This window comes from Pseudomonas sp. B37(2017), from assembly GCF_002112885.1.
Classification (GTDB): Bacteria; Pseudomonadota; Gammaproteobacteria; order Pseudomonadales; family Pseudomonadaceae; genus Aquipseudomonas; species Aquipseudomonas paraglycinae.
In genome coordinates, this window is the sequence record NZ_NEIX01000001.1 from 134,856 (window position 1) to 153,719 (window position 18,864).

Sequence of the window (18,864 nt, forward strand, 5' to 3'; positions counted from 1 at the left end):
GGTCATGGAAAATACCGAGGTCGCCGGTGATGCGTATGCCGACGGGCAAGTGACTCGACACATCACCAAGACCCGTTGCGTCACTCAATAAGCCGGGCGCCTGTGAAGGCGCGGGTCGAGTGGATTGTGCTGGTGGCCGATCTGGTCGGCACGGCGGTGTTTGCGGTTGAAGGCGCGATTGCGGCGATGCGCAGTCAGCTCGATCTGCTCGGGGTGATGGTGATTGCGTTCATCGTTGCGCTCGGTGGCGGGGTGACGCGTGATCTGTTGATCGGTGCGACGCCGCCCAAGGCTGTGGCTGACTGGCGCTATCCGGCGCTGGCGTTTGCCATGGGCGGGGTGGCGTTTGTTTTTCATGAACTGGTGCTGGGTTGGTCCGGTTCGACCCTGATTGTGCTGGATGCGGCGGGGTTGGCGTTGTTTGCCGTGGCCGGGGCGCAGAAGGCGTTGAATTTCGGGATCTCGCCGTTTGTGGCCATGCTGATGGGCACGATTACCGGGGTCGGCGGCGGGGTGCTGCGTGACATTGTGCTGGCGCGGGTGCCGGTGGTGTTGCAGGCGGATTTGTATGCCAGTTCGGCGTTTGTCGGCGCTGCGGTGTTGATCGTCGGGCGCAGGCTGGGCGTGCCGCCGGTGGCGGCTGCGTTGCTGGCGGGGGCGGCGTGTCTGTTGTTGCGGTTGTTGTCGGTGCATTTTGGCTGGCAGTTGCCGAAGGTTTTGGACGCATGAAAAAGGCAGCCCTTGGGCTGCCTTTTGTTTTGCGTCAGAAGCGGATCAGGACAGGAAACCGCCGTCCACGTTCAGCGAAACGCCAGTGGTGTAGCTCGAAGCGTCGCTTGCCAGGTACAGCACGGCGCCGGCCATTTCGCTCGGGTCGGCTACGCGTTTGAGCGGGATCTGGGTCAGGGCTTGCTTCAGGATCGCGTCGTTTTTCACCAGGGCCGAGGCGAACTTGGTGTCGGTCAGGCCTGGCAGCAGGGCGTTGCAGCGGATGCCGAATTGCGCGCATTCCTTGGCGAAGACTTTGGTCATGTTGATTACCGCGGCTTTGGTCACCGAGTAGATGCCCTGGAAGATCCCCGGCGAAATGCCGTTGATCGACGCCACGTTGATGATGCTGCCGCCGCCGTTTTCGCGCATCAGCTTGCCGGCTTCCACCGACATGAAGAAGTAGCCGCGGATGTTCACGTCGACGGTCTTCTGGAAGGCGCCGAGGTCGGTGTCCAGCACGTTGCAGAACTGCGGGTTGGTCGCGGCGTTGTTGACCAGGATGTCCAGGCGCCCGAACTGTTCCTTGATCCCGGCGAAGACTTGGCTGATCTGTTCCATTTCGCCTATGTGGCAGGCGACCGCTGTGGCCTTGCCGCCGGCGGCGGTGATGGCGTCGGCCACGTGCTGGCAGCCTTCGAGCTTGCGGCTCGAAACGATCACATGGGCGCCTTGCTGGGCCAGCAGTTTGGCGATGGCTTCACCGATGCCGCGGCTGGCGCCGGAGACGAAAGCGATCTTGCCGTCGAGGTCGAACAACTGAGTCTTGGACATGGGATTCCCTTGTAGTAAGCCTTGTTAAAACGCCGTCATCAGAGGCTGGATTTGGCAATGACCTGCAGGCTCATCTGCTCCAGCAGTTTGTTCATGTGAATGAACTGCGCGAAGCGTTTGTCCTGGGTCTGGCCATGGAAGAAGCGGTAGTAGATCTGCTGCACGATGCCGGCCAGGCGGAACAGGCCGTAGGTGTAGTAGAAGTCGAAATTGTCGATCTGGATGCCCGATCGCTCGGCGTAGTAGTCGACGAATTCGCGGCGGGTCAGCATGCCCGGGGCGTGGCTTGGCTGGCGGCGCATCAGTTGCACCGGTGCCGGGTCGTCGGCCTGGATCCAGTAGGCGAGGGTGTTGCCCAGGTCCATCAGCGGATCGCCGAGGGTGGTCAGTTCCCAGTCGAGCACGCCGATGATCTGCATCGGGTTGTTCGGGTCGAGGATGACGTTGTCGAAGCGGTAGTCGTTGTGGACGATGCTGGAGGTCGGGTGATCGGCCGGCATCTTGTCGTTGAGCCAGGCTTTGACCTGTTCCCAGTGCGGTGCGTCCGGGGTCAGGGCATTTTCGTAGCGCTCGCTCCAGCCTTTGATCTGGCGGGCGACGTAGCCTTCAGGCTTGCCCAGATCACCGAGGCCGCAGGCGTTGTAATCGACCCGGTGCAGTTCGACGAAACGATCGATGAAACTCTTGCACAGGGCTTCGGTCTTGGCCGAGTCGAGGCCCAGCTCCGGCGGCAGGTCCGAGCGCAGGATGATTCCCTTGACCCGTTCCATCACGTAGAACTCGGCGCCGATCACTGATTCGTCGGTGCAGTGCACGTAGGCTTTCGGGCAATACGGGAAGCCGTCGCGCAACTGGTTGAGGATGCGGAATTCGCGGCCCATGTCGTGGGCGGACTTGGCCCTGTGGCCGAACGGTGGACGGCGCAGGACAAATTCCTGGTCCGGGTATTCCAGCAGGTAGGTCAGGTTCGAAGCGCCGCCGGGAAACTGGCTGATCTGCGGCGTGCCGGTCAGGCCCGGAATGTGCGCCTTGAGGTATGGATCGATCAGGCTGGCATCGAGTTCTTCGCCAGAGCGGATACGGGTGGACTGGTCAGTAAGCGCCATGCTTATCCCTTCTGCTTATTTTGGAGGCCAGACATCATTGGCTAATCTAATGGCGCGCTCGGGTCGTCACAAGCGCGGTTCGGTCTTATAGGTTAGCGTGTTGGACGATAATCACCTTTGGGAATGTGCGCGGCGGGCCGCTGGCGACTAAGGTTTAGCGCGTATGCCTTGTTCACGAAGGAGCTTTGAAATGGGCTGCCCGCAAGTCTGTGCCAGCGCCACCCTGCAATGCAGTTTCGGCGCCGCGCCGGCGGTGCTCAACGTGCTGCCGGTCAACCGCACGCTGACCGGCGGGATGCCGGCGGCGAACATCATGGATCATATTCCGCTGGTCAACGTCACCACGTTCGGCATGTGCATGAGCATGGCCAACCCGATGGTCGCCGCTGCCACGGCTGCGGCGCTGGGCGTACTGACGCCGATGCCATGCATTCCGGCGACCGCCACGCCGTGGATCCCCGGCGGAGCGCCGACCCTGCTGCTGGGCGGGATGCCGGCGATCGATGCCAACAGCACGTTGATGTGCAACTGGGCGGGGGTGATCAAGATCGTGATGCCGGGGCAGATGCAGATGTTGATTCCCTGATTCTTGCATTGAGTGTGCTGGCCCCATCGCGGGCAAGCCCGCGAAGAGGCCAGTCAATACAACCTTAAAAATTTCAGGCCTGCTGGGGATCCGTCCATTTGCGAAACCACCAGCGCACCCGGGAAATCGGTTTGCCATCGGCATCCAGCGGCCGTCCGTCCTCGGCGAACCCCTGTTCGGGTTCCATCAACTGCCCATTCAGATAACGCGCATCCACCGCCGGTTTGCCGTTGGGATGAAAGCGCTGATAACGCCCCTCTCGCACGCCATCGCGATAGAACTCGGCCTCCGCCACTTGACCGTCGGGAAAGTAATTGAACGCCTCGCCATGCAACAGCCCGCGCCGGTAGGTGGCCTTGCGCTGCAACCAGCCCTCGGCTGCGTAGAAACTGGCGATGCCTTGCAGCTTGTCGCGCACAAACGGCATCTGCGCCGAGACCTTGCCGTTGGGGTGATAGAGGAGGGACGTGCCCTGCAATTCGCCCTGGCTGTAATTCAGGTCCGCCTGTTTGCGCCCGTCATCCTTGATGTTCAACGGGCCGTCGAGCTGACCGTCCTGCAAACGCCCCTTGAGCTGCTTGTCATCCTGCTGCAGATCCAGCGGTGTGATCGCCATGGCTTCTCCTTGTCAGTTGACCTGCACCAGACCGCCCTTGATGGTCAGCATGCCGCCGCCGTCCACGGTCTGTGAGGCCGCGCCCTTGTTGGTCAGGCTGATGCCGGCGTCGTTGGTCAGCGTGGTTCCGGCCTTGTTGTCCAGCGAAGTGCCGGCCTGATTGGTCATGGCGGTGCCGGCCTTCTGGGTGATCGAGGTGCTGGCGGACGTGGCCAGATCCGCGCCGCTCTTGATCGTGAAACTGCCGCCGCTTTGCAGGGTGAGGGTGCCGCTGACCTTGATCGTCAGGTTGCCGTCGACCGTCAGGCTGTAATCGCCGGTGACCTTGTCGGTGTAGTTGCCGCCGGTGCTGTGGTTCTGGTCGGCGCCGACCTTCACTGTGCGACTGTCCTTCACATCGAGGCTGTCGCTGCCGGTCTGGATCGTGACGCTGCGTTTGCCTTTCTCCAGCGTCACGGTTTCATCGCCGTCCTTGACCGTGCGGGTGCGAGCGTTCTGTACCGTGAGGGTTTCGTCGTGGCCGACGGTGGCGGTGGTGTCGTTGAGCACGTTGATCTTCAGATCTTTCTGCGCTTGCAGGAACACCTCTTCGGCATCCTTCTTGTCCTCGAAACGCAGCTCGTTGAAACCGCCGCCGCCCTTGGATGACTGGGTCTTGATCCCGGATTGGGTCTGGTTGGCGGGCAAGGCATAGGGCAGGGCGTTGTCGCCGTTGTAGACGCATCCGGTGACCAGCGGCCGGTCCGGATCGCCGTCAATAAAGGTCACAATGACCTCCTGACCGATACGCGGCACGAACTGCATGCCGAAACCCTTGCCGCTCCACGGCAGCACCACGCGGACCCAGCAGGAACTGGTTTCGTCATTCTTGCCGTCGCGATCCCACGGGAACTGCAACTTGATCCGGCCGTATTCGTCGGTCCAGATCTCTTCGCCGGACTTGCCAACGACGATGGCGGTTTGCGGATGCATGCGCGGTTTCGGCGTTAGGCGTTGCGGACGAAACGGCGTGGCCTTGGGGATCGCTTCGAAACGATTGCGATAGCTTTCGTGGCTGGCGTCGTGGGTCACCCGCGTGACGACCCAGTCGATGTTCAGGCTTGTGTCTTCGTGGCCGTTGAGGGTGAACCAGTGACCTGGAATCAGCCAGCGGCAGTCGCTTTCGCCAACGAAGCGTTTCTCTTCACTGCGCAAACCGTCGACGCGCTGCTTGGTCAGCGCGTCACCGCGAGCCTTGGCGTTGTAACCGCCGGGATGCTCATAGATCGAACGCGGCCCGGCCACGGCTTCGGCTTGGCCAAAGAGCGAAGTGGTCGGTGTGGTGAACTCGTAATCTGTTGCCTTGTATACCCCGGCCACGGCTTGCAGACACACCTGGCCTGAGCGGATGCCGTGCAGCTCGCGCTCACCCAACTGCTGGCCCAGATACTTGACCGTCGGCCCGTTGGGGATCTGTACGAAAGCGTCGTTGCTGTCGCCCAGCACGAGCGTGTGCTTGCCGTCCTCGTGGGTGAAGAACCAGAAGATGCCTTCTTCTTCCAGCAGCCGCGAGACGAAGGCGCAATCGGTTTCGCCGTACTGCACGCAGTATTCGCGTGGGGTGTAACTGCCGGTCAACGAGAGTTTGAAATCGGTGAAACCGTGAGCCTTGAAAATCGTGGTGACGATGTCCGAAGTCGCGAGGTTCTGGAACACCCGGTTATTGCTGGCCAGGGTCAGCCACCAGAGCCATGGCCTTAGAACCAGCTGATAGCGCTCGGCGCTGGCGTCAGCGGGGAGCTGGCGGATTTCGGCGACCAGTGCGTCGAAGGGACGGAGTTGGGCGTCGTTGTGCAGGGTAGTGGTGACGTGGCTGGCGATAGCGCTGGTCAGGGTGAGAGGCGTGCCGTCGTTGAGTCCGTTGAGGACCTGCGAACCCAGCACATTGAGCGCTTCGTCGCCGGACAATGACTCGGGATAAAGCGCTGACACCGCGGCAGCAGTGAGGGAGAGGGTAGCGTTGCTGTCGGTGGAACGGGGCATGGCGTAATCCTTTGAGGGGTGTCCCTTTTCCAGCATCCCGGAAGCTCATGGTGGCTACCATTCACTATCCTGATGTAGCCCGACACTGGTGCACATGTCGTTTTTTTTACCATCAAACAACGTGCCTACGTAGAGACCGAACCGACTCAGATGCGTTTTATCAATTTCGGGCCGATCTCCTTCTCCACCTCCCTCATCACGATTATCGGTTTGAGGTGTTTCCAGATCGACGCGGTACTGAGCCTTGATCCAGGGTTTATAGAAGCCGATCCAGGCATTGCAATATGCGCACGCTTTTTTCAGACCACCCAAAGCAACTTGTGTATGGGGATTGAATGAGCCGACGCCCAATTTTGATTCGGTCAATATGCGCAAAAGTTTCAACTCGGCATGAACTTCGCGGCTGTCATTGATAATGTTGATCTCATTTGCCCCGGCGTTGTAAGTGTGGAGCAGCAAAGACTTGGTTTTTGCCTGACGAGCCAGGTTGGTCATGGCACCGGCTTCGGTGAATTTACGCAAGCACCAAGCGATACGACTTTCCTGGGCCGTGGCCGTCAACGGCAACGTTGCACCGGTAATGAGTCGGTGTGCATCTGCCACTTCCGTGACTGTCAATGCAGGAAATTGAGCAGGCAATCCTGCATACCTGAATGACTGTTGTTCCGGCCCACTGTATTTAAGGGTGTACCCCTTGCCGAACTTTTTCTTCCGTTTACTGGTGGAGTAATCCGGCCCCAGAATTGCGTTGCAATAGCGCACGCACGACACGAGGGTAGCGTGATCGATGACGCCAAAGGCACTGAACAGGTTTGCAACCGCCACATGCTCGCCTTTGTTACAGGCGAAATACAAACTCTCGCCCATTCTCATGCACTGCACTTCCTCGACTTTCACACTGGAGTTGTTGTCCAGGTCGCCGTCCCAATTCAGTTGACGGGCAGCAGAGGCGATTACGGTTGAAATCGCCACCAGGTCTTTACTGTTATAGGCAGGAATTGGCATTTACGTCCTTGTGGCCCGAACTATTCCAGGCTGGCGTTGAGGGTGAAAATAACGGGGAAGTGATCACTGCGGATTGGATGTCCCAGACAATACGGGGCAATTTCCAGGATGTTGCCGAACGAGTCGCTGGTCTGGCGAAGGCTCGCATCGCACTCTGCCCGCCAATGCTGGGCAAACAAGACGTAGGCATAGTCGAGCAGCAACAGAACCGGCTGCAGCTCACAGACCTCGATACCTTGAGTAAACATATAGTCGGGCAGATAGGTTTTGGCCGTGAGTTGTGTGTCATGGCCGTAGCCTTGAAGGATGCCCAGCTCGTGAGTGGCTTTTGCGAGTGTTACGTTCTTTATGCTCAGGTGGGTGTAGCCCGGGCTGGTCGGCACCAGGCGATCCATGCCTTTGATTTGCGCGTACGTCTGCGTGGGTATCAGATTCAGGTCACCGCCAAAAAACAGCAGTTTCTTGATGCCAAGCAACTCGGCGTTTTCCTGGATGAAACCGATCGTGTCCACGATATTGCCCGGCGCCATGAACGAGGCATTGGCATGATAGAAAGCGAAACCAAAAGTTGATTTGATGTGCCGTATGATCAGCGGCGCGCGTTGTTCGGTGTGGGACAAAATATAGTTGTCGGTAACGTTCTCGAACTCGGCACTGACATCGTTCCGTATCAACACCATGGAGCCGAGGGTCGTATGTTTTTTCTTGCCGCCTTCCTGCGTCAATATTGCAATGGCGGTGTAACTGCCGGTCAGATCGGCAATCAGGCTTTCATTGATGTTTCCGGTTTTACCCGCTTCGAACAGCGCGATGATATGCGGCTTTTTCTGCGCGATATAAAAATCCAAAAACTTCTTTTTATCGGCATAGGCTTGCGAGTGGATACCCTTTTGATTATCGAAGTGTTGGGCGTTCCAGATCATGATCGAGTACATGCACGCCTCCCTGAGTTTTCGTTACATTCAGCGAACCTAGATGCAACGGCGCCACCGATACCAGGTCGCTCCATTGTCCAGCACAGTCGCCCTCACAGGCGTGCGCCCGGTCATCTGCTCCTGATAGCTCCAGTGCTTCCTGTTGAAGAAAGTGATCTTGACGCCGGACAGAAGCTGGTCCGCACCGGTCAGTATCGTGAGTAGTTTTTTGGCGCGATCCTTGACCCAGGCTTTACTGTAATTTTGATTCTGCTGGGCATTCATTTCATTGGTAAAAAGCACCATGGAGGCATATAGCTCGGCGGCTTTTACAAAGTGTTTCGAGAACTTTATTTCTCTCAAACGACTGAAGTCGTCTACGTTGGCATCCCCTGGATCATCACTGCGATGTTGGGGAAGCGGGCCTTCGAGAATATTCCACGCTGACCATGAAATGGCTTCAAAGAGGTCGGATTGTTCCTCACCGTCAAGTTCATCGGCGACAGCAAGAAGACCATTGGCAATTTGCCCAACCACCGCTTTCCATTGTGCATAGGTCTGGGTTTCCAACTGCGGGGAGGGCATCAAGGTGGTCTTGATTGCCTTTAGCTTTCTTTTGATCTCCGGGAAGCGCCCACCTCTGGCTCGCTGGCTGAAAAGATCTACGCACATGTCGAGCAGATCGTCATCGGCTATGACATACAGCCAGTTCCAGAAATCTCTCAAACTGTTGAAGGGTATCTGGTGATGCCAGGTCAACGGGAATGAACGCTGTGTTGTTTCCGGCACCAGATCAATCTTCCTTGAATATTGCACCGTCAGGTCGGAGTGAACCCATTCCCGGTGGCCGTTGCTCGGAAAGCGAGTTGTGATGATGGGTGAACAAGCCATGTCGTGTTTTCTCCCTTACCCGCGTAACCGCTGCGCTGCGCCTGGCGAGCACTGTTCTGAGCATCCCGCAAGAAGTCAGGACGGCGCTTTTCCACCGTCCTGTTTCTGTCACGTACGCTTACCCATCACTTCCCGGCATTTTTAGCCTCAGCCGCCTTGGCCTGCTGCCACATCGGAATCGCCTTGAACGCCGTCACCATGTCGTAATCCAGCGCCACCGGTTTCGCGCCTTGTGCGGTGTTCGGCCCCATCGGGGTCTTGCCGTCGCGGCTCTGGAACCAGCTCATCCAGAGTTTCGAGCCGGGTTCGGCCATGACCAATGCTGCGTCAGGATCGCTGCCCGAAAGCGGCGGATCGATGGTTTGCGGTGGGTAGCTGGAGGTGGGCAGCAAGAAAGCGGTCATCGGATACTGGGCGCTGCTGTGGCAGCCCAGGCATCCAGCGCTGGCCAGTCCGGCCGGGAAGTAGTGCGATCCAGTCCAGGCGGGAGTCACGACGGCGCCGTCATTCGGGCCTGACAATCGGCCGTCCCATCCCAGGGTGGAAACCGAATAGGCCGGCGACTTGGGATTGACCCAGTTTTCGCTGAGTTTCTGATTGACCGTGACGGGAGGCGTCAGCGCAGTGGGCGCGGTGTTGATGACGTCCGGGTTGCCGCCCCAGGTGGCGCCCAGCGGAATCATCTTGTCCCAGGCGTCTTTACCCGGTGCGTTCTTGTCATATACCAGGGTCGAAAACACCCACCCGGTTTGCGGGGACGCGACGCTGTCCTTGACGATGATGTCGAACTGCATCAGCGACACCTTGGTCATCGCCGGTTGAGTGGTGGTGCCCTTGAAGTCTTTGCCGACGCATTGTGTTTTATTCAGCGCGCTGCCATTGCTGGTGTTTACCGGTGCGTAGATTTCCCATTGGGCGGCGCCTTCCATGGGGGCCCAATCGCTGCCACAGGCACTGACCATCGCGAACTTGATGATGACGCTGCCTTCGGCAAACTGCGTGGTGCTCGTTTCCAGCACTGGATTCATCGCGCGTTCAGGGGTTTTGCCCCAGATATCGCCGAGGGTTTTCGCCGCGCGGGTGTCGTACAGCGTCAGCACATACGTGGTCACGGGCAGGGTCTGATCCGTCAGCGTGCCGGCGGGAAAACCTGACCCGACATACACGCCACGAATGGGCTCACGCTCTATGCCCAGCCAGATCGAGTCGAACCAGCCGCTGCCCTTGTAGTTCCAGTTGGCGTAGTCGTAGACGATCTTGCGCATGTCAGGCGAGACGTAGTCTTTGAGTGCCTGAACGTAGGCGCCGGCGTTGGCCTGGGTGATCTTGCCGTTGCCGGTGGTCTTGCTCCACGGGAATGAGGTGCCGGTCGGCAATTGGGTCGGATAATCATGGCTGAGCGTGAACAGCGGCCCCTTGTAATCCGGCGGCGGGGAAATGGCCGAAGTGAGAAAGGGGTCGATCTGCAAGTTTGCGTCATTGAGCTTTTCGACCGTGGAGGTCAGGAAGGACACCTTGCCCACCAGCTCGTCTTCCGAATGTCGAGTGTCCGCCTGGGCGGACAACGGTATTGCGATACAGGCGCCCAGCAGACTCATCGCGTATTTCAGGGTTTTTTTCATGACATTATCCTTGTCAGTTTTGGAAGAACGCCTTCCTTTCATCACGGTTTTCGTGCACTTGCTGCGCAAGCGGGGCGTTACTCCAACACCCACTCCGCCAATTTCCCTGTCACCTGCGTCATCAACACGTTCTCGACATCCCGCGCGCCTGCTGCGCTGCATTTGGCGAGCACGGCTTTGACGATTCCCGAATCAAACTCGAACTGCTTGCCCGTCGCAGCCTTGTAGCGACCGCGCAATTTTTCCAGCTTCGCCAACACGATCCCCTCCAGCGTCGCCTCATCCAGCGGCCGATACGCGACCACCGTCATGCGCGCCAGAAACGCCGGGCGGAAGGCTTGCAGCAGGACTTTGTGCAGCGCCTCATTGAACGCTTCCGAGCCGAGTTGTGCGGTCGGTGTATCGAGCAATAACTCGGCGCCGACATTGCTGGTGGCGAGCATCACGGTGTTCTTGAAGTCCACCACCAACCCCGTCCCGTCTTCCATCAAGCCCTTGTCGAACACGTTGTAAAACGCTTCCAGCACATCCGGATGCGCCTTCTCGATTTCATCCAGCAACACCACCGAATACGGTTTACGCCGCACGGCTTCGGTGAGCACGCCGCCACTGCCATAACCGACGTAACCCGGCGGTGCGCCCTTGAGCTGGCTGACGGTGTGGGCTTCCTGATACTCCGAGAGATTGATGCTGATCAGATTGCGTTCGCCGCCATACAGCGCGTCGGCCAACGCATACGCGGTTTCGGTTTTGCCCACGCCCGTGGGGCCGACCAGCAGGAACACGCCGACCGGTTTTTGCGGATCGGTGAGCCCGGCGCGATAGGCCTGCAAACGTTGCGCGATGGTGTTGAGCGCGGTGCTCTGGCCCATCACTCGCTGACCCATGCGTGTGCCGAGCGTGCGCACGGCGTGGGCTTCGTCGGCGAGCATTTTGCCGACGGGGATGCCGGTCCAGCCGGCGATCACGGCGGCGACGGTTTTGCCGTCGACCTGCTCGGGCACCAGCGGATCGTCCTGGCGGATCGCATCGAGCCCGGCTTCCAGACGCAGCAGTTCGGCGGCCAGATGATCGATGCGGCTGTCGATGGCTTCATCCGGTTTGTCGCTGTCGGCGCGTTCACTGAGGTCAAGTAATTCGCGGCGAGTGTCGAGCAGTTCGCGCACCGCCACGCGCTCTTCACTCCAGCGGGTTTCCAGTTCGCGGATGGCCTGGACGTTGGTCTTCGATTCGCTTTCCAGCAGGGTGATGCGCTCGCGGTGATCAAGCCCCGTGGCCTGTTCCCGGCGCAGGCGTTCGACTTCTTCTTTGAGGCTTTGCTGACGGTGGCGCAGGCTCTCCAGCGGCGGCGGTACATCATGCTGGCCGAGGGCGACCCGGGCGCAGGCGGTGTCGAGGACGCTGATGGCCTTGTCCGGCAACTGGCGGCCGGAAATGTAGCGATGCGAGAGCTTCACCGCTTCATGGATCGCGGCATCCAGCACCTGCACGCCGTGATGCTGTTCGAGTTTGGCGGCGACGCCCCGGAGCATTTCCACGGCGGTGATTTCGTCCGGCTCTTCCACCTGCACAAGTTGGAAGCGGCGGGCGAGGGCCGGGTCTTTCTCGAAATATTTCTTGTATTCCATCCAGGTCGTGGCGGCCAGCGTGCGCAGTTCACCTCGGGCCAGCGCGGGTTTGAGCAAGTTGGCCGCGTCGCTACCACCCTCGGCACCGCCAGCGCCGATCAAGGTGTGGGCCTCGTCGATGAACAGGATGATCGGCTTGTCGGCGTTGCGAACCGCGTCGATCACGCCTTTGAGTCGCTGTTCGAATTCACCTTTGACCCCGGCCCCGGCCTGCAGCAAACCAAGGTCGAGCACCCGCAAACTGACTTCCTGCAACGACGGCGGCACATCCCCCGCGGCGATGCGCAGCGCCAGGCCTTCGACCACGGCGGTTTTGCCTACGCCCGGCGCACCGACCAGAATCGGGTTGTTCTGCCGGCGTCTCAGAAGAATGTCGATGCACTGGCGAATTTCGCCATCGCGACCGACGATCGGGTCGATGCGCCCGGCGTGAGCATCGGCGGTCAGGTCCTGGGTGTATTGATCGAGCACCGAGTCTTGCCGTGGCGTTGGACTCCCCGAAGACACGGAACGCGGGCCGACATGCTCGCGGGAGTTTTCCGTCCACTCCAGCAGGTTTGCGCGCAAGGCTTCTTTCGGAATTCGCAGCAATGACGATGCACTGTTGAGCAGCAGGCTGCGGCGCTCGTCACGATCAATCAACGCCAATAAAAGCAGCCCGGAACGAATGCTGTCGATCCCCAGCACACTGGCCTGTACCACCGCGTCTTCAAGCAATCCCAGCGTGTGCGAAGACAGCGCCGGTGTGCGCGTACTGCCAGCCTTGAACAGGTCCAGCGCCTTGTTGATCTCCGCCGTCAGCGCATCACGCTCCAGCCCGAAGCGCGGCAGCAGAAAGGCAAAATCGCCGCCCTCGATATCCAGCAACTCCAGCAACAGATGCTCGATCTCGACAAAGTGATGCCCGCGCTGCAAGCACCGTTGCGCGGCACGTTCGAGGGCGCGGCGGTTGTCCGGGTTGAGGCGTCCGATCAGGCTGGCCAGTTCCATTTCAGGTGATCTCCAGCTGACGCAGGCGGGTTTCGATCCGTTGCACGGCCAGGCTGGTCTGCCGTTGCAGGCCGCCGTTCCAGCTCAACAGGGCCGGGGTTTGGCGGCCGAGTTGCAGTGGCCCGGCACCGCGCACCAGCAGCATCAGTTTCACGTCCAGATCCGGGCCGAAATACAGTGCAGCCAGGCTCGCCAGTGCCGGATGCGCTTCGCCGTCCGGCAGGAATCGCGCGGCCTGCGCTGAAGACAACGGCCCGAGCGTCAGGCGAATTCCGGCATGTTCATCCCAGACCCGAGTACCGGCGACTGCGCTGCGACCCAGTTGCAGATTGCGTCCGCCGGCTTTCATGACGCTGCGGCTGGCGCGTGGAATCTCACGCCACGCCCCTTCATAGGCGCTCAGTTCCACCGTCACGGAAAACTGCTCACGGACAATCGCCGCGAACCCCGCCAATGAGCGGCGGCCATCGGCGTACAACGCCGTGCAGGCCAGAACGGCGCAGTCGGGAATCGCCTGGCGTTCCTGCAGGGACTTGGGCAACAACCCGGTCAGCGCCCGCAGTTGCGCCTGCACCGGCGAGGCGCCGGGCGTAGTGAAACCGAGGGCGATCCGGTGTTTGCGCATCACCTTGTACAGCAGGCTCAACAGCCGATGCTGGAACAGGTCGAGGAACTCGGCGGGCGCATGATCCTTGGCCCGCGCCCGCTGCTGCAGCCATTCCTGATAGGCGTAAGGCAGCGGGCCGTCGGGGCCGCCGAGGCCGAACATCGGCGAGTTCAGGGTCAGCGGTTCGCCGGGGTTTTCCTCCAGGCTTTCGATCTGGCTGGCGGCGAACAATGGCGTCAGCGGCCCGCGCAATTTCAGCGCTTCGGCCTGCGGCGATGTACCCGAACCGAGGGCGTCGGCCTGCGGCTGTTCGCGCTCCAGCAACAGCAACGCCTGCAACCATTCGAACGCCTGCGGATCACGGCGCAGGCGCTGGCTCAGGGTCAGAGCGACAGGGGCATGCCGGCTTGGGGTTGCCATGCCTTGACCTCCTTGTCTGCCTGCATGAGCACCGTGCGCACAAAGCGATTGGCCGTGGCGTACACCGAAAAGAATTGCGCGAGTACCGCTGAAAACAACACCGCGCTGCTGCCGACGAAATGCTGTGGATCGAGCTGCAATTGCACTTCGAGCCCGTTGCGCCAGCCGCGCCAGGCGTCGGCGCCGACATGGCCGATCACCCGCTCGCAACCGAGGTTCAGCAGACCTTCAATCTGGCGCAGGGCGCTGGCCTCGTCGCGCAGGTTGTGCAGGGTCAGGATTTCCTTCAGCGCATCCAGTGCCTGTGGCCCTTCGACCAGCGACAGATGATTGAGGGTCAGTTGCGAGACCAGCCGCCAGCGCGAATCACCGTCCAGACGCGGCAGGCTTTGCGGGCTCGGCGGATTACGCAGGCGTGCCCACGCCACCGGCCCCGGCCGTTCGAAACCCAGCGGCGTACCGGCGGGCAGGCTCTGGGCCAGATGCCGATTGGTGCACAACAGTTCGGCGGTCAGGCTGTAATCGGGCAGGTCGGTCTGCGGTTCGAAACGGGTGTCGACGACACTGATCAGCAGATCGCTGCCGAGCCGGTTCGGCGTCTGCCCGTTGACCCGTCGCGCGTGCCAGTAACGTTGCCGGTCACCGCTGCTGTGCTGGCTGCCGAAATACGCCGGCAGCCGCTGCACACCGCTGGCGGAGCTGGCGCGCACGCTGCGGATGCTGTGGATTTCGACGCTGTTTTCCCGGTGGCTGTCGGCGACCAGTCGATACTCGCTGCGGGTGCCATCGGGCCGCAGCGGCTCCGAGGTGCGCGGGAACAGGTTGATCACCGGCGCACAGCCGAGGGCGATATCGCTGGCCTGCAAGTGCAATCGGCCGGCCGGAGCACGATCAAAAACGATGTACAGATACAGCGTCTGGCTGTCACTCGAAACACCGGACAGCGGCAGATCAAAGAAGTGGAATTTGTCCGGGAATGCGAAGTACTCGGCCAGCAGACGCATGCCCGGATGCACGCCATCTTCGTCCGGCAGCAGCACTTCGTCGTCGGCGAATCCGACGACCTTCGGCAGGCCTTTCACGCGGGCGGGAATGCTCCCCGGCGAGCCGGCCAACACCTGCACCGCGTGGGCGCCGAGCAGGTCATAGAGGCTGGCGTTGACCACCGGTGACGCGGCCAGGTGAATGCGCAGTTGTTCGATGCCAAGCTCTGACCACTGACTGTCGCCGAGGCAACGCAGACTCAGGCGCAACGCCGAGCGGGACTGCGCCACACCGGTCAGCGCCTGGGCTTCATCGCTACCCAGCAACAAGGCTTCGCTGATTTCTACCGGCCACAACCGCACGGCTGCACTGGTGCGAAAGTGAATGCTCTCGCCCTTGCTGGTGGTGACGAACAGCGGCGTGTCCCGGGGCAGGGGATAGCCGCCGTCGAGGTTGCCTTTGCTCGGGTCCGGTTCGAACTGGACGATCGCGCAGGACGGCAACGGGCGCATGGCCAGGGGATAAAGCTGTTCGAGCAATGCGTCGCTGAACTCGGCGTAGTCGTCATCCAGCCGTCGTTGCAGGCGTGCGGCGAGCAGGGCGAAACCTTCCAGCAAACGTTCGACGTGCGGGTCCGGGCATTCGCCGGGAGACAACTCCAGACGTCGCGCGACTTTCGGATAGCGCTCGGCAAACTGTCCGCCGGCATGTCGCAGCCAGGTCAGTTCGCGCTGGTAATAGTCGAGCAGTTGCGGGTCAATCGAGTCGCTCATGGCGCACCTCCAGCCCTTCGTTGCCGGGCTCGATGACAAACGCCACCGGCCAGTGCTGCGTGCCGCTGCGCAACTCGCCGAGCAGGCGAATGCTCAGGCGCTGCGGGTGCTCGGGCAGGGGATTGACCTGAACCTCGCCGAGCAGCAGGCGTGGTTCGAAATGGGTGATGGCTTCGCGAATGTCCCGCGCCAGCCGACGACGGTCATCGCTGCGCTGTTGTTGCAGGGCGCTCCAGTCCGCGATGCCGTAGTCGATGACACTGGGCGGGGAGGTCAGGGTGCGCGGGCCACGGCGGGTGTTGAACAGGCGCCCGAGCTCGGTGTGCACCGAGTCGAGCAGATCCTGCCGATCGAACTCCCGCGTCCCGTCGCCCTCGCTCGAGGCGAGGCGTTCGAACAGCGGTGGAAGTAAGCCGGTGCCTGCCATGGCCGCGCCGCCGGGTTAGCTGACGAGCTTGTTGGCGGCCATGTCCCAGGTCGAGGCAGCCGTGCCTTCCTTGGTGCCGTCGTCTTTCTGCGCGGTGAGTTCCCATTTGATCTTGGTGAAGTTCAGGGACAGGGTTTCCACCGGTTTGCCGCCGGTACCGCCACTGACGCTGACGTTGGAAATCACCACGTTGGTCAGGGTGTAAATGATGAACGGCAGCAGTTGCCCGCTGCCTTCGGCGGCGTTGCGGCCGATGGTGATCTTGGCTTCCGGGATCGGCTTGCCGGCACAGCAGTATTCGTTGAGCGACGGTGTGGAGGTGTCGACGAATTTGGTCAGGGTGAACTCGCCGACGTGGGGCTTGCCGGAGGTGCGCTCCGAGTTGCTGACGTCGTTGGTGACTTGCATCGCCACGTTGTGGCTGTAGGACATGACTTCGATCTTGTCCGCGTAACCCTCGAGCAGGCTGTCGCCTTTGATGTCGCCGCCGAGGTCGAGAATGATTGCATCCATCGCTTGAAACTCCTGAAAGGTGTCGTGCCAGGCAAACAGGGAAGCGCCCGCAGGAAATCCGGCGGGCGCAGGCAGGTCAGGCGGCTACCGGTGGCGGCAGCGTGGCGACCAGGCGGATCGACGCGGTCAGCTCTTCGAGCTGGAAGTGCGGCCGCAGGAACACCGTCGCGCGATAGGCACCGGGCTTGCCGGCGACTTCGGTGACGTCTACCCGCGCTTCACGCAACGGGTACTGCGCCTTGATTTCCTGCGGTGCGTTGTCGTTGATCAGCACGTAGTCGGCGATCCAGTTGTTGAGGTAGGTCTGCACGTTGTCGCGGGTCATGAAACTGCCGACCTTGTCGCGCATGATCACCTTCAGGTAATGGGCGAAACGCGAGGCTGCGAGCACGTACGGCAGCATCGCCGAGATCCGTGCGTTGGCGTTGGCCTCGTTGGTGTTGTAGACCTTGGATTTGTTGGTGGTCTGGCCGCCGAAGAACACCGCGACGTCGCTGTTCTTCTTGTGGCACAGGGCGATGAAACCGAGGTCGTTGAGCTCCTTCTCGCGGCGGTCGGTGATCGCCACTTCGGTCGGGCATTTCAGCGACAGATCACCGGAGCTGGTGCGGAAGGTGTGCGCCGGCAGGCCTTCCACCGCGCCGCCCCCTTCAGCGCCACGGATCGCCGCGCACCAGCCGTATTTGGCAAAGGCCTCGGTGATGCGTTGCGACAGCGCCCACGCGGCGTTGCCCCACAGGTATTTGCTGTGATCGGTGCCGTTGGTGTCTTCGACGTAGTTGATGCCTTCCACCGGCGACGTGTCCGGGCCGTAAGGCAGACGCAGCAGGAAGTGCGGCAGCACCAGGGAGACGTAACGCGAGTCTTCGCTTTCGCGGAACGAGCGCCACTTGATCAGCTCCTGGCTCTCGAACACTTTCGACAGATCACGCGGCACCGCCAGTTCGGTGAAGCTGTTCATGTCGAACAGGCGCGGGCTGGCGGCGGCAATGAACGGTGCGTGGGCAGCGGCGGCGACGTTCGACAGTTTCTCCAGCAGGCCGATGTCCTGCGGGTGGCGGCCGAAGGTGTAGTCACCCACCAGCAGGCTGAACGGATGGCCACCGAAGGTGCCGTATTCCTCTTCGTAGATCTTCTTGAACAGGGCGCTCTGGTCGAACTCGACGGCTTTTTCCAGATCGTTCTGCAGCTCTTTCTGCGTCACGTTGAGCAGGCGCAGTTTCAGCCGGGTGCTGGTTTCGGTGTTCTGCACCAGCATGTGCAGGCCACGCCAGGACGCTTCGAGTTTTTGCAGGTCCGGGTGGTGCAGCACTTCGTTGAGCTGGGCGCTGATCAGCTCGTCGATCTGGCTGATGCGGTCGTTGATCATCGCCACGGTGTCCTTGTCGATGGCCATGCCTTCGTCGAGCACCTGGGTGGCGAATTCCGCGAGCATGTCGCGGGCGTAATCCTGCTGACTGTCGTCATGGGCCATGCGACCCTCGGCGATGATTCGATCGAGCAGGGATAAAGTCTCGGCGGCAGCATTTTCGCTGGCTTGATTCTGGGCGGCGGCGGGCATGGCGAATTCTTCCTCGGTCAGGTGGACGATCAGGCTTGCGGTTCGGCCGGAGCTTCGGCATCAGCGGCCGGGACAGCGGTGTCCGGGCGGGCCGACTTGATCTCTTGCAAGCCTTCGGTGTTGGCGATGACGTCGCGCAGCAGCTTGTCCAGATCGTCATTGCCGTCGAGTTTGGTCAGCAGGTCGCGCAGGCGCTGTCGGGCTTCGAACAGGCGCCGCAGCGGCGTGACTTGCTCCACCACCTTGACCGGGTCGAAGTCGTCGATGTGCTTGAAGTTGAGTTCGATGTTGAGCTTGCTGTCGTCGCCGCTGAGGGTGTTGTTGACTTGCAGCGTGGCGCGGGGAGCGATGGAGGCGAGGACGTCGTTGAAGTTGTCACGGTCGATTTCGGTGAAACGGCGCTCGGTCAGTTTTGCCAAGGGTTCGAGCGGCTTGCCCGAGAGGTCGGCGAGGATGCCGACCACCAGCGGCAATTCCTTTTTCTCGATGGCGTTGCCGATTTCGACGTCATAGGTGATTTGCACTCGGGGCGGGCGAACCCGGTCGAGCTTGTGCTGGGTACTTTCTGCCATGTCGGCGGACTCCGATGCGATGAGCGGGCGCAATGCATCGGGGAGGCCCGTTCATCGCTTTCCCTTGCTGGACCACAGGTTAGAA

Annotated in this window: 17 protein-coding genes; 2 read left to right on the forward strand and 15 right to left on the reverse strand. The window is 61.0% G+C overall.

The features are described 5' to 3' along the window. Nucleotides 1–132: 132 nt before the first annotated feature. Nucleotides 133–729, forward strand: a complete 597-nt coding sequence (locus tag CAF90_RS00725) for a trimeric intracellular cation channel family protein (protein ID WP_256578411.1) — start codon at nt 133–135, stop codon at nt 727–729. A 45-nt stretch (nt 730–774) separates the two neighbouring features. Here the strand turns inward: CAF90_RS00725 and CAF90_RS00730 are convergent, their stop codons facing one another. Next, nucleotides 775–1,542: an SDR family oxidoreductase gene (locus CAF90_RS00730; RefSeq protein WP_085602758.1), complete on the reverse strand. Its 768-nt coding sequence runs from the start codon at nt 1,540–1,542 to the stop codon at nt 775–777. 38 nt (nt 1,543–1,580) lie between these two features. Next, nucleotides 1,581–2,648, reverse strand: a complete 1,068-nt coding sequence (locus CAF90_RS00735; protein WP_085602760.1) for a phosphotransferase family protein — start codon at nt 2,646–2,648, stop codon at nt 1,581–1,583. A gap of 190 nt (nt 2,649–2,838) precedes the next feature. Between CAF90_RS00735 and CAF90_RS00740 the strand changes: the two genes are divergently transcribed. Further along, entirely contained in the window at nt 2,839–3,234 is a 396-nt protein-coding gene (locus CAF90_RS00740; protein WP_007958887.1) for a DUF4280 domain-containing protein, read from the forward strand. Between the two features lie 73 nt (nt 3,235–3,307). Here CAF90_RS00740 and CAF90_RS00745 read toward each other — a convergent pair whose 3' ends face one another. The 13 genes from CAF90_RS00745 to tssB form a co-directional block, all read right to left on the reverse strand. Next, nucleotides 3,308–3,850 (reverse strand): toxin-antitoxin system YwqK family antitoxin, encoded by a 543-nt coding sequence (locus CAF90_RS00745; protein ID WP_085602762.1) that lies wholly within the window; start codon nt 3,848–3,850, stop codon nt 3,308–3,310. Nucleotides 3,851–3,862: 12 nt separating this feature from the next. Next, nucleotides 3,863–5,872, reverse strand: a complete 2,010-nt coding sequence (gene tssI, locus CAF90_RS00750) for a type VI secretion system tip protein VgrG (RefSeq protein WP_085602764.1) — start codon at nt 5,870–5,872, stop codon at nt 3,863–3,865. Between the two features lie 54 nt (nt 5,873–5,926). Continuing rightward, nucleotides 5,927–6,877 carry a hypothetical protein gene (locus CAF90_RS00755; protein ID WP_085602766.1) on the reverse strand — a complete coding sequence of 317 codons (951 nt, stop codon included), beginning with the start codon at nt 6,875–6,877 and terminating at the stop codon, nt 5,927–5,929. A 20-nt stretch (nt 6,878–6,897) separates the two neighbouring features. After that, nucleotides 6,898–7,812, reverse strand: coding sequence for a hypothetical protein (locus CAF90_RS00760; protein ID WP_085602768.1), 915 nt, complete (start codon nt 7,810–7,812; stop codon nt 6,898–6,900). 36 nt (nt 7,813–7,848) lie between these two features. After that, nucleotides 7,849–8,682 (reverse strand): hypothetical protein, encoded by an 834-nt coding sequence (locus CAF90_RS00765; protein WP_085602770.1) that lies wholly within the window; start codon nt 8,680–8,682, stop codon nt 7,849–7,851. A gap of 125 nt (nt 8,683–8,807) precedes the next feature. Then, the gene (locus CAF90_RS00770; protein WP_085602772.1) at nt 8,808–10,304 is read right to left on the reverse strand and encodes a hypothetical protein; all 1,497 of its coding nucleotides are present in this window, start codon (nt 10,302–10,304) and stop codon (nt 8,808–8,810) included. Nucleotides 10,305–10,381: 77 nt separating this feature from the next. Next, a complete protein-coding gene (gene tssH, locus CAF90_RS00775) occupies nt 10,382–12,922 on the reverse strand; it encodes a type VI secretion system ATPase TssH (protein WP_085602774.1) in 2,541 nt (846 codons plus the stop codon). A gap of 1 nt (nt 12,923) precedes the next feature. Next, complete coding sequence (gene tssG, locus CAF90_RS00780; protein ID WP_085602776.1) at nt 12,924–13,949, reverse strand: type VI secretion system baseplate subunit TssG; 1,026 nt, start codon at nt 13,947–13,949, stop codon at nt 12,924–12,926. Further along, nucleotides 13,913–15,706, reverse strand: a complete 1,794-nt coding sequence (tssF, locus tag CAF90_RS00785; protein ID WP_085602778.1) for a type VI secretion system baseplate subunit TssF — start codon at nt 15,704–15,706, stop codon at nt 13,913–13,915. The genes tssG and tssF overlap by 37 nt, the downstream gene beginning before the upstream one ends. After that, nucleotides 15,690–16,133 carry a type VI secretion system baseplate subunit TssE gene (gene tssE / locus CAF90_RS00790; RefSeq protein WP_085602780.1) on the reverse strand — a complete coding sequence of 148 codons (444 nt, stop codon included), beginning with the start codon at nt 16,131–16,133 and terminating at the stop codon, nt 15,690–15,692. The genes tssF and tssE overlap by 17 nt, the downstream gene beginning before the upstream one ends. A 15-nt stretch (nt 16,134–16,148) precedes the next feature. Further along, the gene (locus CAF90_RS00795; RefSeq protein ID WP_007958866.1) at nt 16,149–16,646 is read right to left on the reverse strand and encodes an Hcp family type VI secretion system effector; all 498 of its coding nucleotides are present in this window, start codon (nt 16,644–16,646) and stop codon (nt 16,149–16,151) included. 76 nt (nt 16,647–16,722) lie between these two features. Next, nucleotides 16,723–18,207, reverse strand: coding sequence for a type VI secretion system contractile sheath large subunit (tssC, locus tag CAF90_RS00800; protein WP_007958864.1), 1,485 nt, complete (start codon nt 18,205–18,207; stop codon nt 16,723–16,725). A 29-nt stretch (nt 18,208–18,236) separates the two neighbouring features. Then, entirely contained in the window at nt 18,237–18,779 is a 543-nt protein-coding gene (gene tssB / locus CAF90_RS00805) for a type VI secretion system contractile sheath small subunit (RefSeq protein ID WP_007958861.1), read from the reverse strand. Between the last annotated feature and the right edge of the window lie 85 nt (nt 18,780–18,864).

Coding starts and splice junctions, on each gene's coding strand:
- tssC (WP_007958864.1), bottom strand. CDS start 18,207: ATGCCCGCCGCCGCCCAGAATCAAGCCAGCGAAAATGCTGCCGCCGAG.
- CAF90_RS00760 (WP_085602768.1), bottom strand. CDS start 7,812: ATGTACTCGATCATGATCTGGAACGCCCAACACTTCGATAATCAAAAG.
- tssF (WP_085602778.1), bottom strand. CDS start 15,706: ATGAGCGACTCGATTGACCCGCAACTGCTCGACTATTACCAGCGCGAA.
- CAF90_RS00745 (WP_085602762.1), bottom strand. CDS start 3,850: ATGGCGATCACACCGCTGGATCTGCAGCAGGATGACAAGCAGCTCAAG.
- CAF90_RS00795 (WP_007958866.1), bottom strand. CDS start 16,646: ATGGATGCAATCATTCTCGACCTCGGCGGCGACATCAAAGGCGACAGC.
- tssH (WP_085602774.1), bottom strand. CDS start 12,922: ATGGAACTGGCCAGCCTGATCGGACGCCTCAACCCGGACAACCGCCGC.
- CAF90_RS00770 (WP_085602772.1), bottom strand. CDS start 10,304: ATGAAAAAAACCCTGAAATACGCGATGAGTCTGCTGGGCGCCTGTATC.
- tssE (WP_085602780.1), bottom strand. CDS start 16,133: ATGGCAGGCACCGGCTTACTTCCACCGCTGTTCGAACGCCTCGCCTCG.
- tssI (WP_085602764.1), bottom strand. CDS start 5,872: ATGCCCCGTTCCACCGACAGCAACGCTACCCTCTCCCTCACTGCTGCC.
- CAF90_RS00735 (WP_085602760.1), bottom strand. CDS start 2,648: ATGGCGCTTACTGACCAGTCCACCCGTATCCGCTCTGGCGAAGAACTC.
- tssG (WP_085602776.1), bottom strand. CDS start 13,949: ATGGCAACCCCAAGCCGGCATGCCCCTGTCGCTCTGACCCTGAGCCAG.
- CAF90_RS00730 (WP_085602758.1), bottom strand. CDS start 1,542: ATGTCCAAGACTCAGTTGTTCGACCTCGACGGCAAGATCGCTTTCGTC.
- CAF90_RS00740 (WP_007958887.1), top strand. CDS start 2,839: ATGGGCTGCCCGCAAGTCTGTGCCAGCGCCACCCTGCAATGCAGTTTC.
- CAF90_RS00765 (WP_085602770.1), bottom strand. CDS start 8,682: ATGGCTTGTTCACCCATCATCACAACTCGCTTTCCGAGCAACGGCCAC.
- CAF90_RS00755 (WP_085602766.1), bottom strand. CDS start 6,877: ATGCCAATTCCTGCCTATAACAGTAAAGACCTGGTGGCGATTTCAACC.
- tssB (WP_007958861.1), bottom strand. CDS start 18,779: ATGGCAGAAAGTACCCAGCACAAGCTCGACCGGGTTCGCCCGCCCCGA.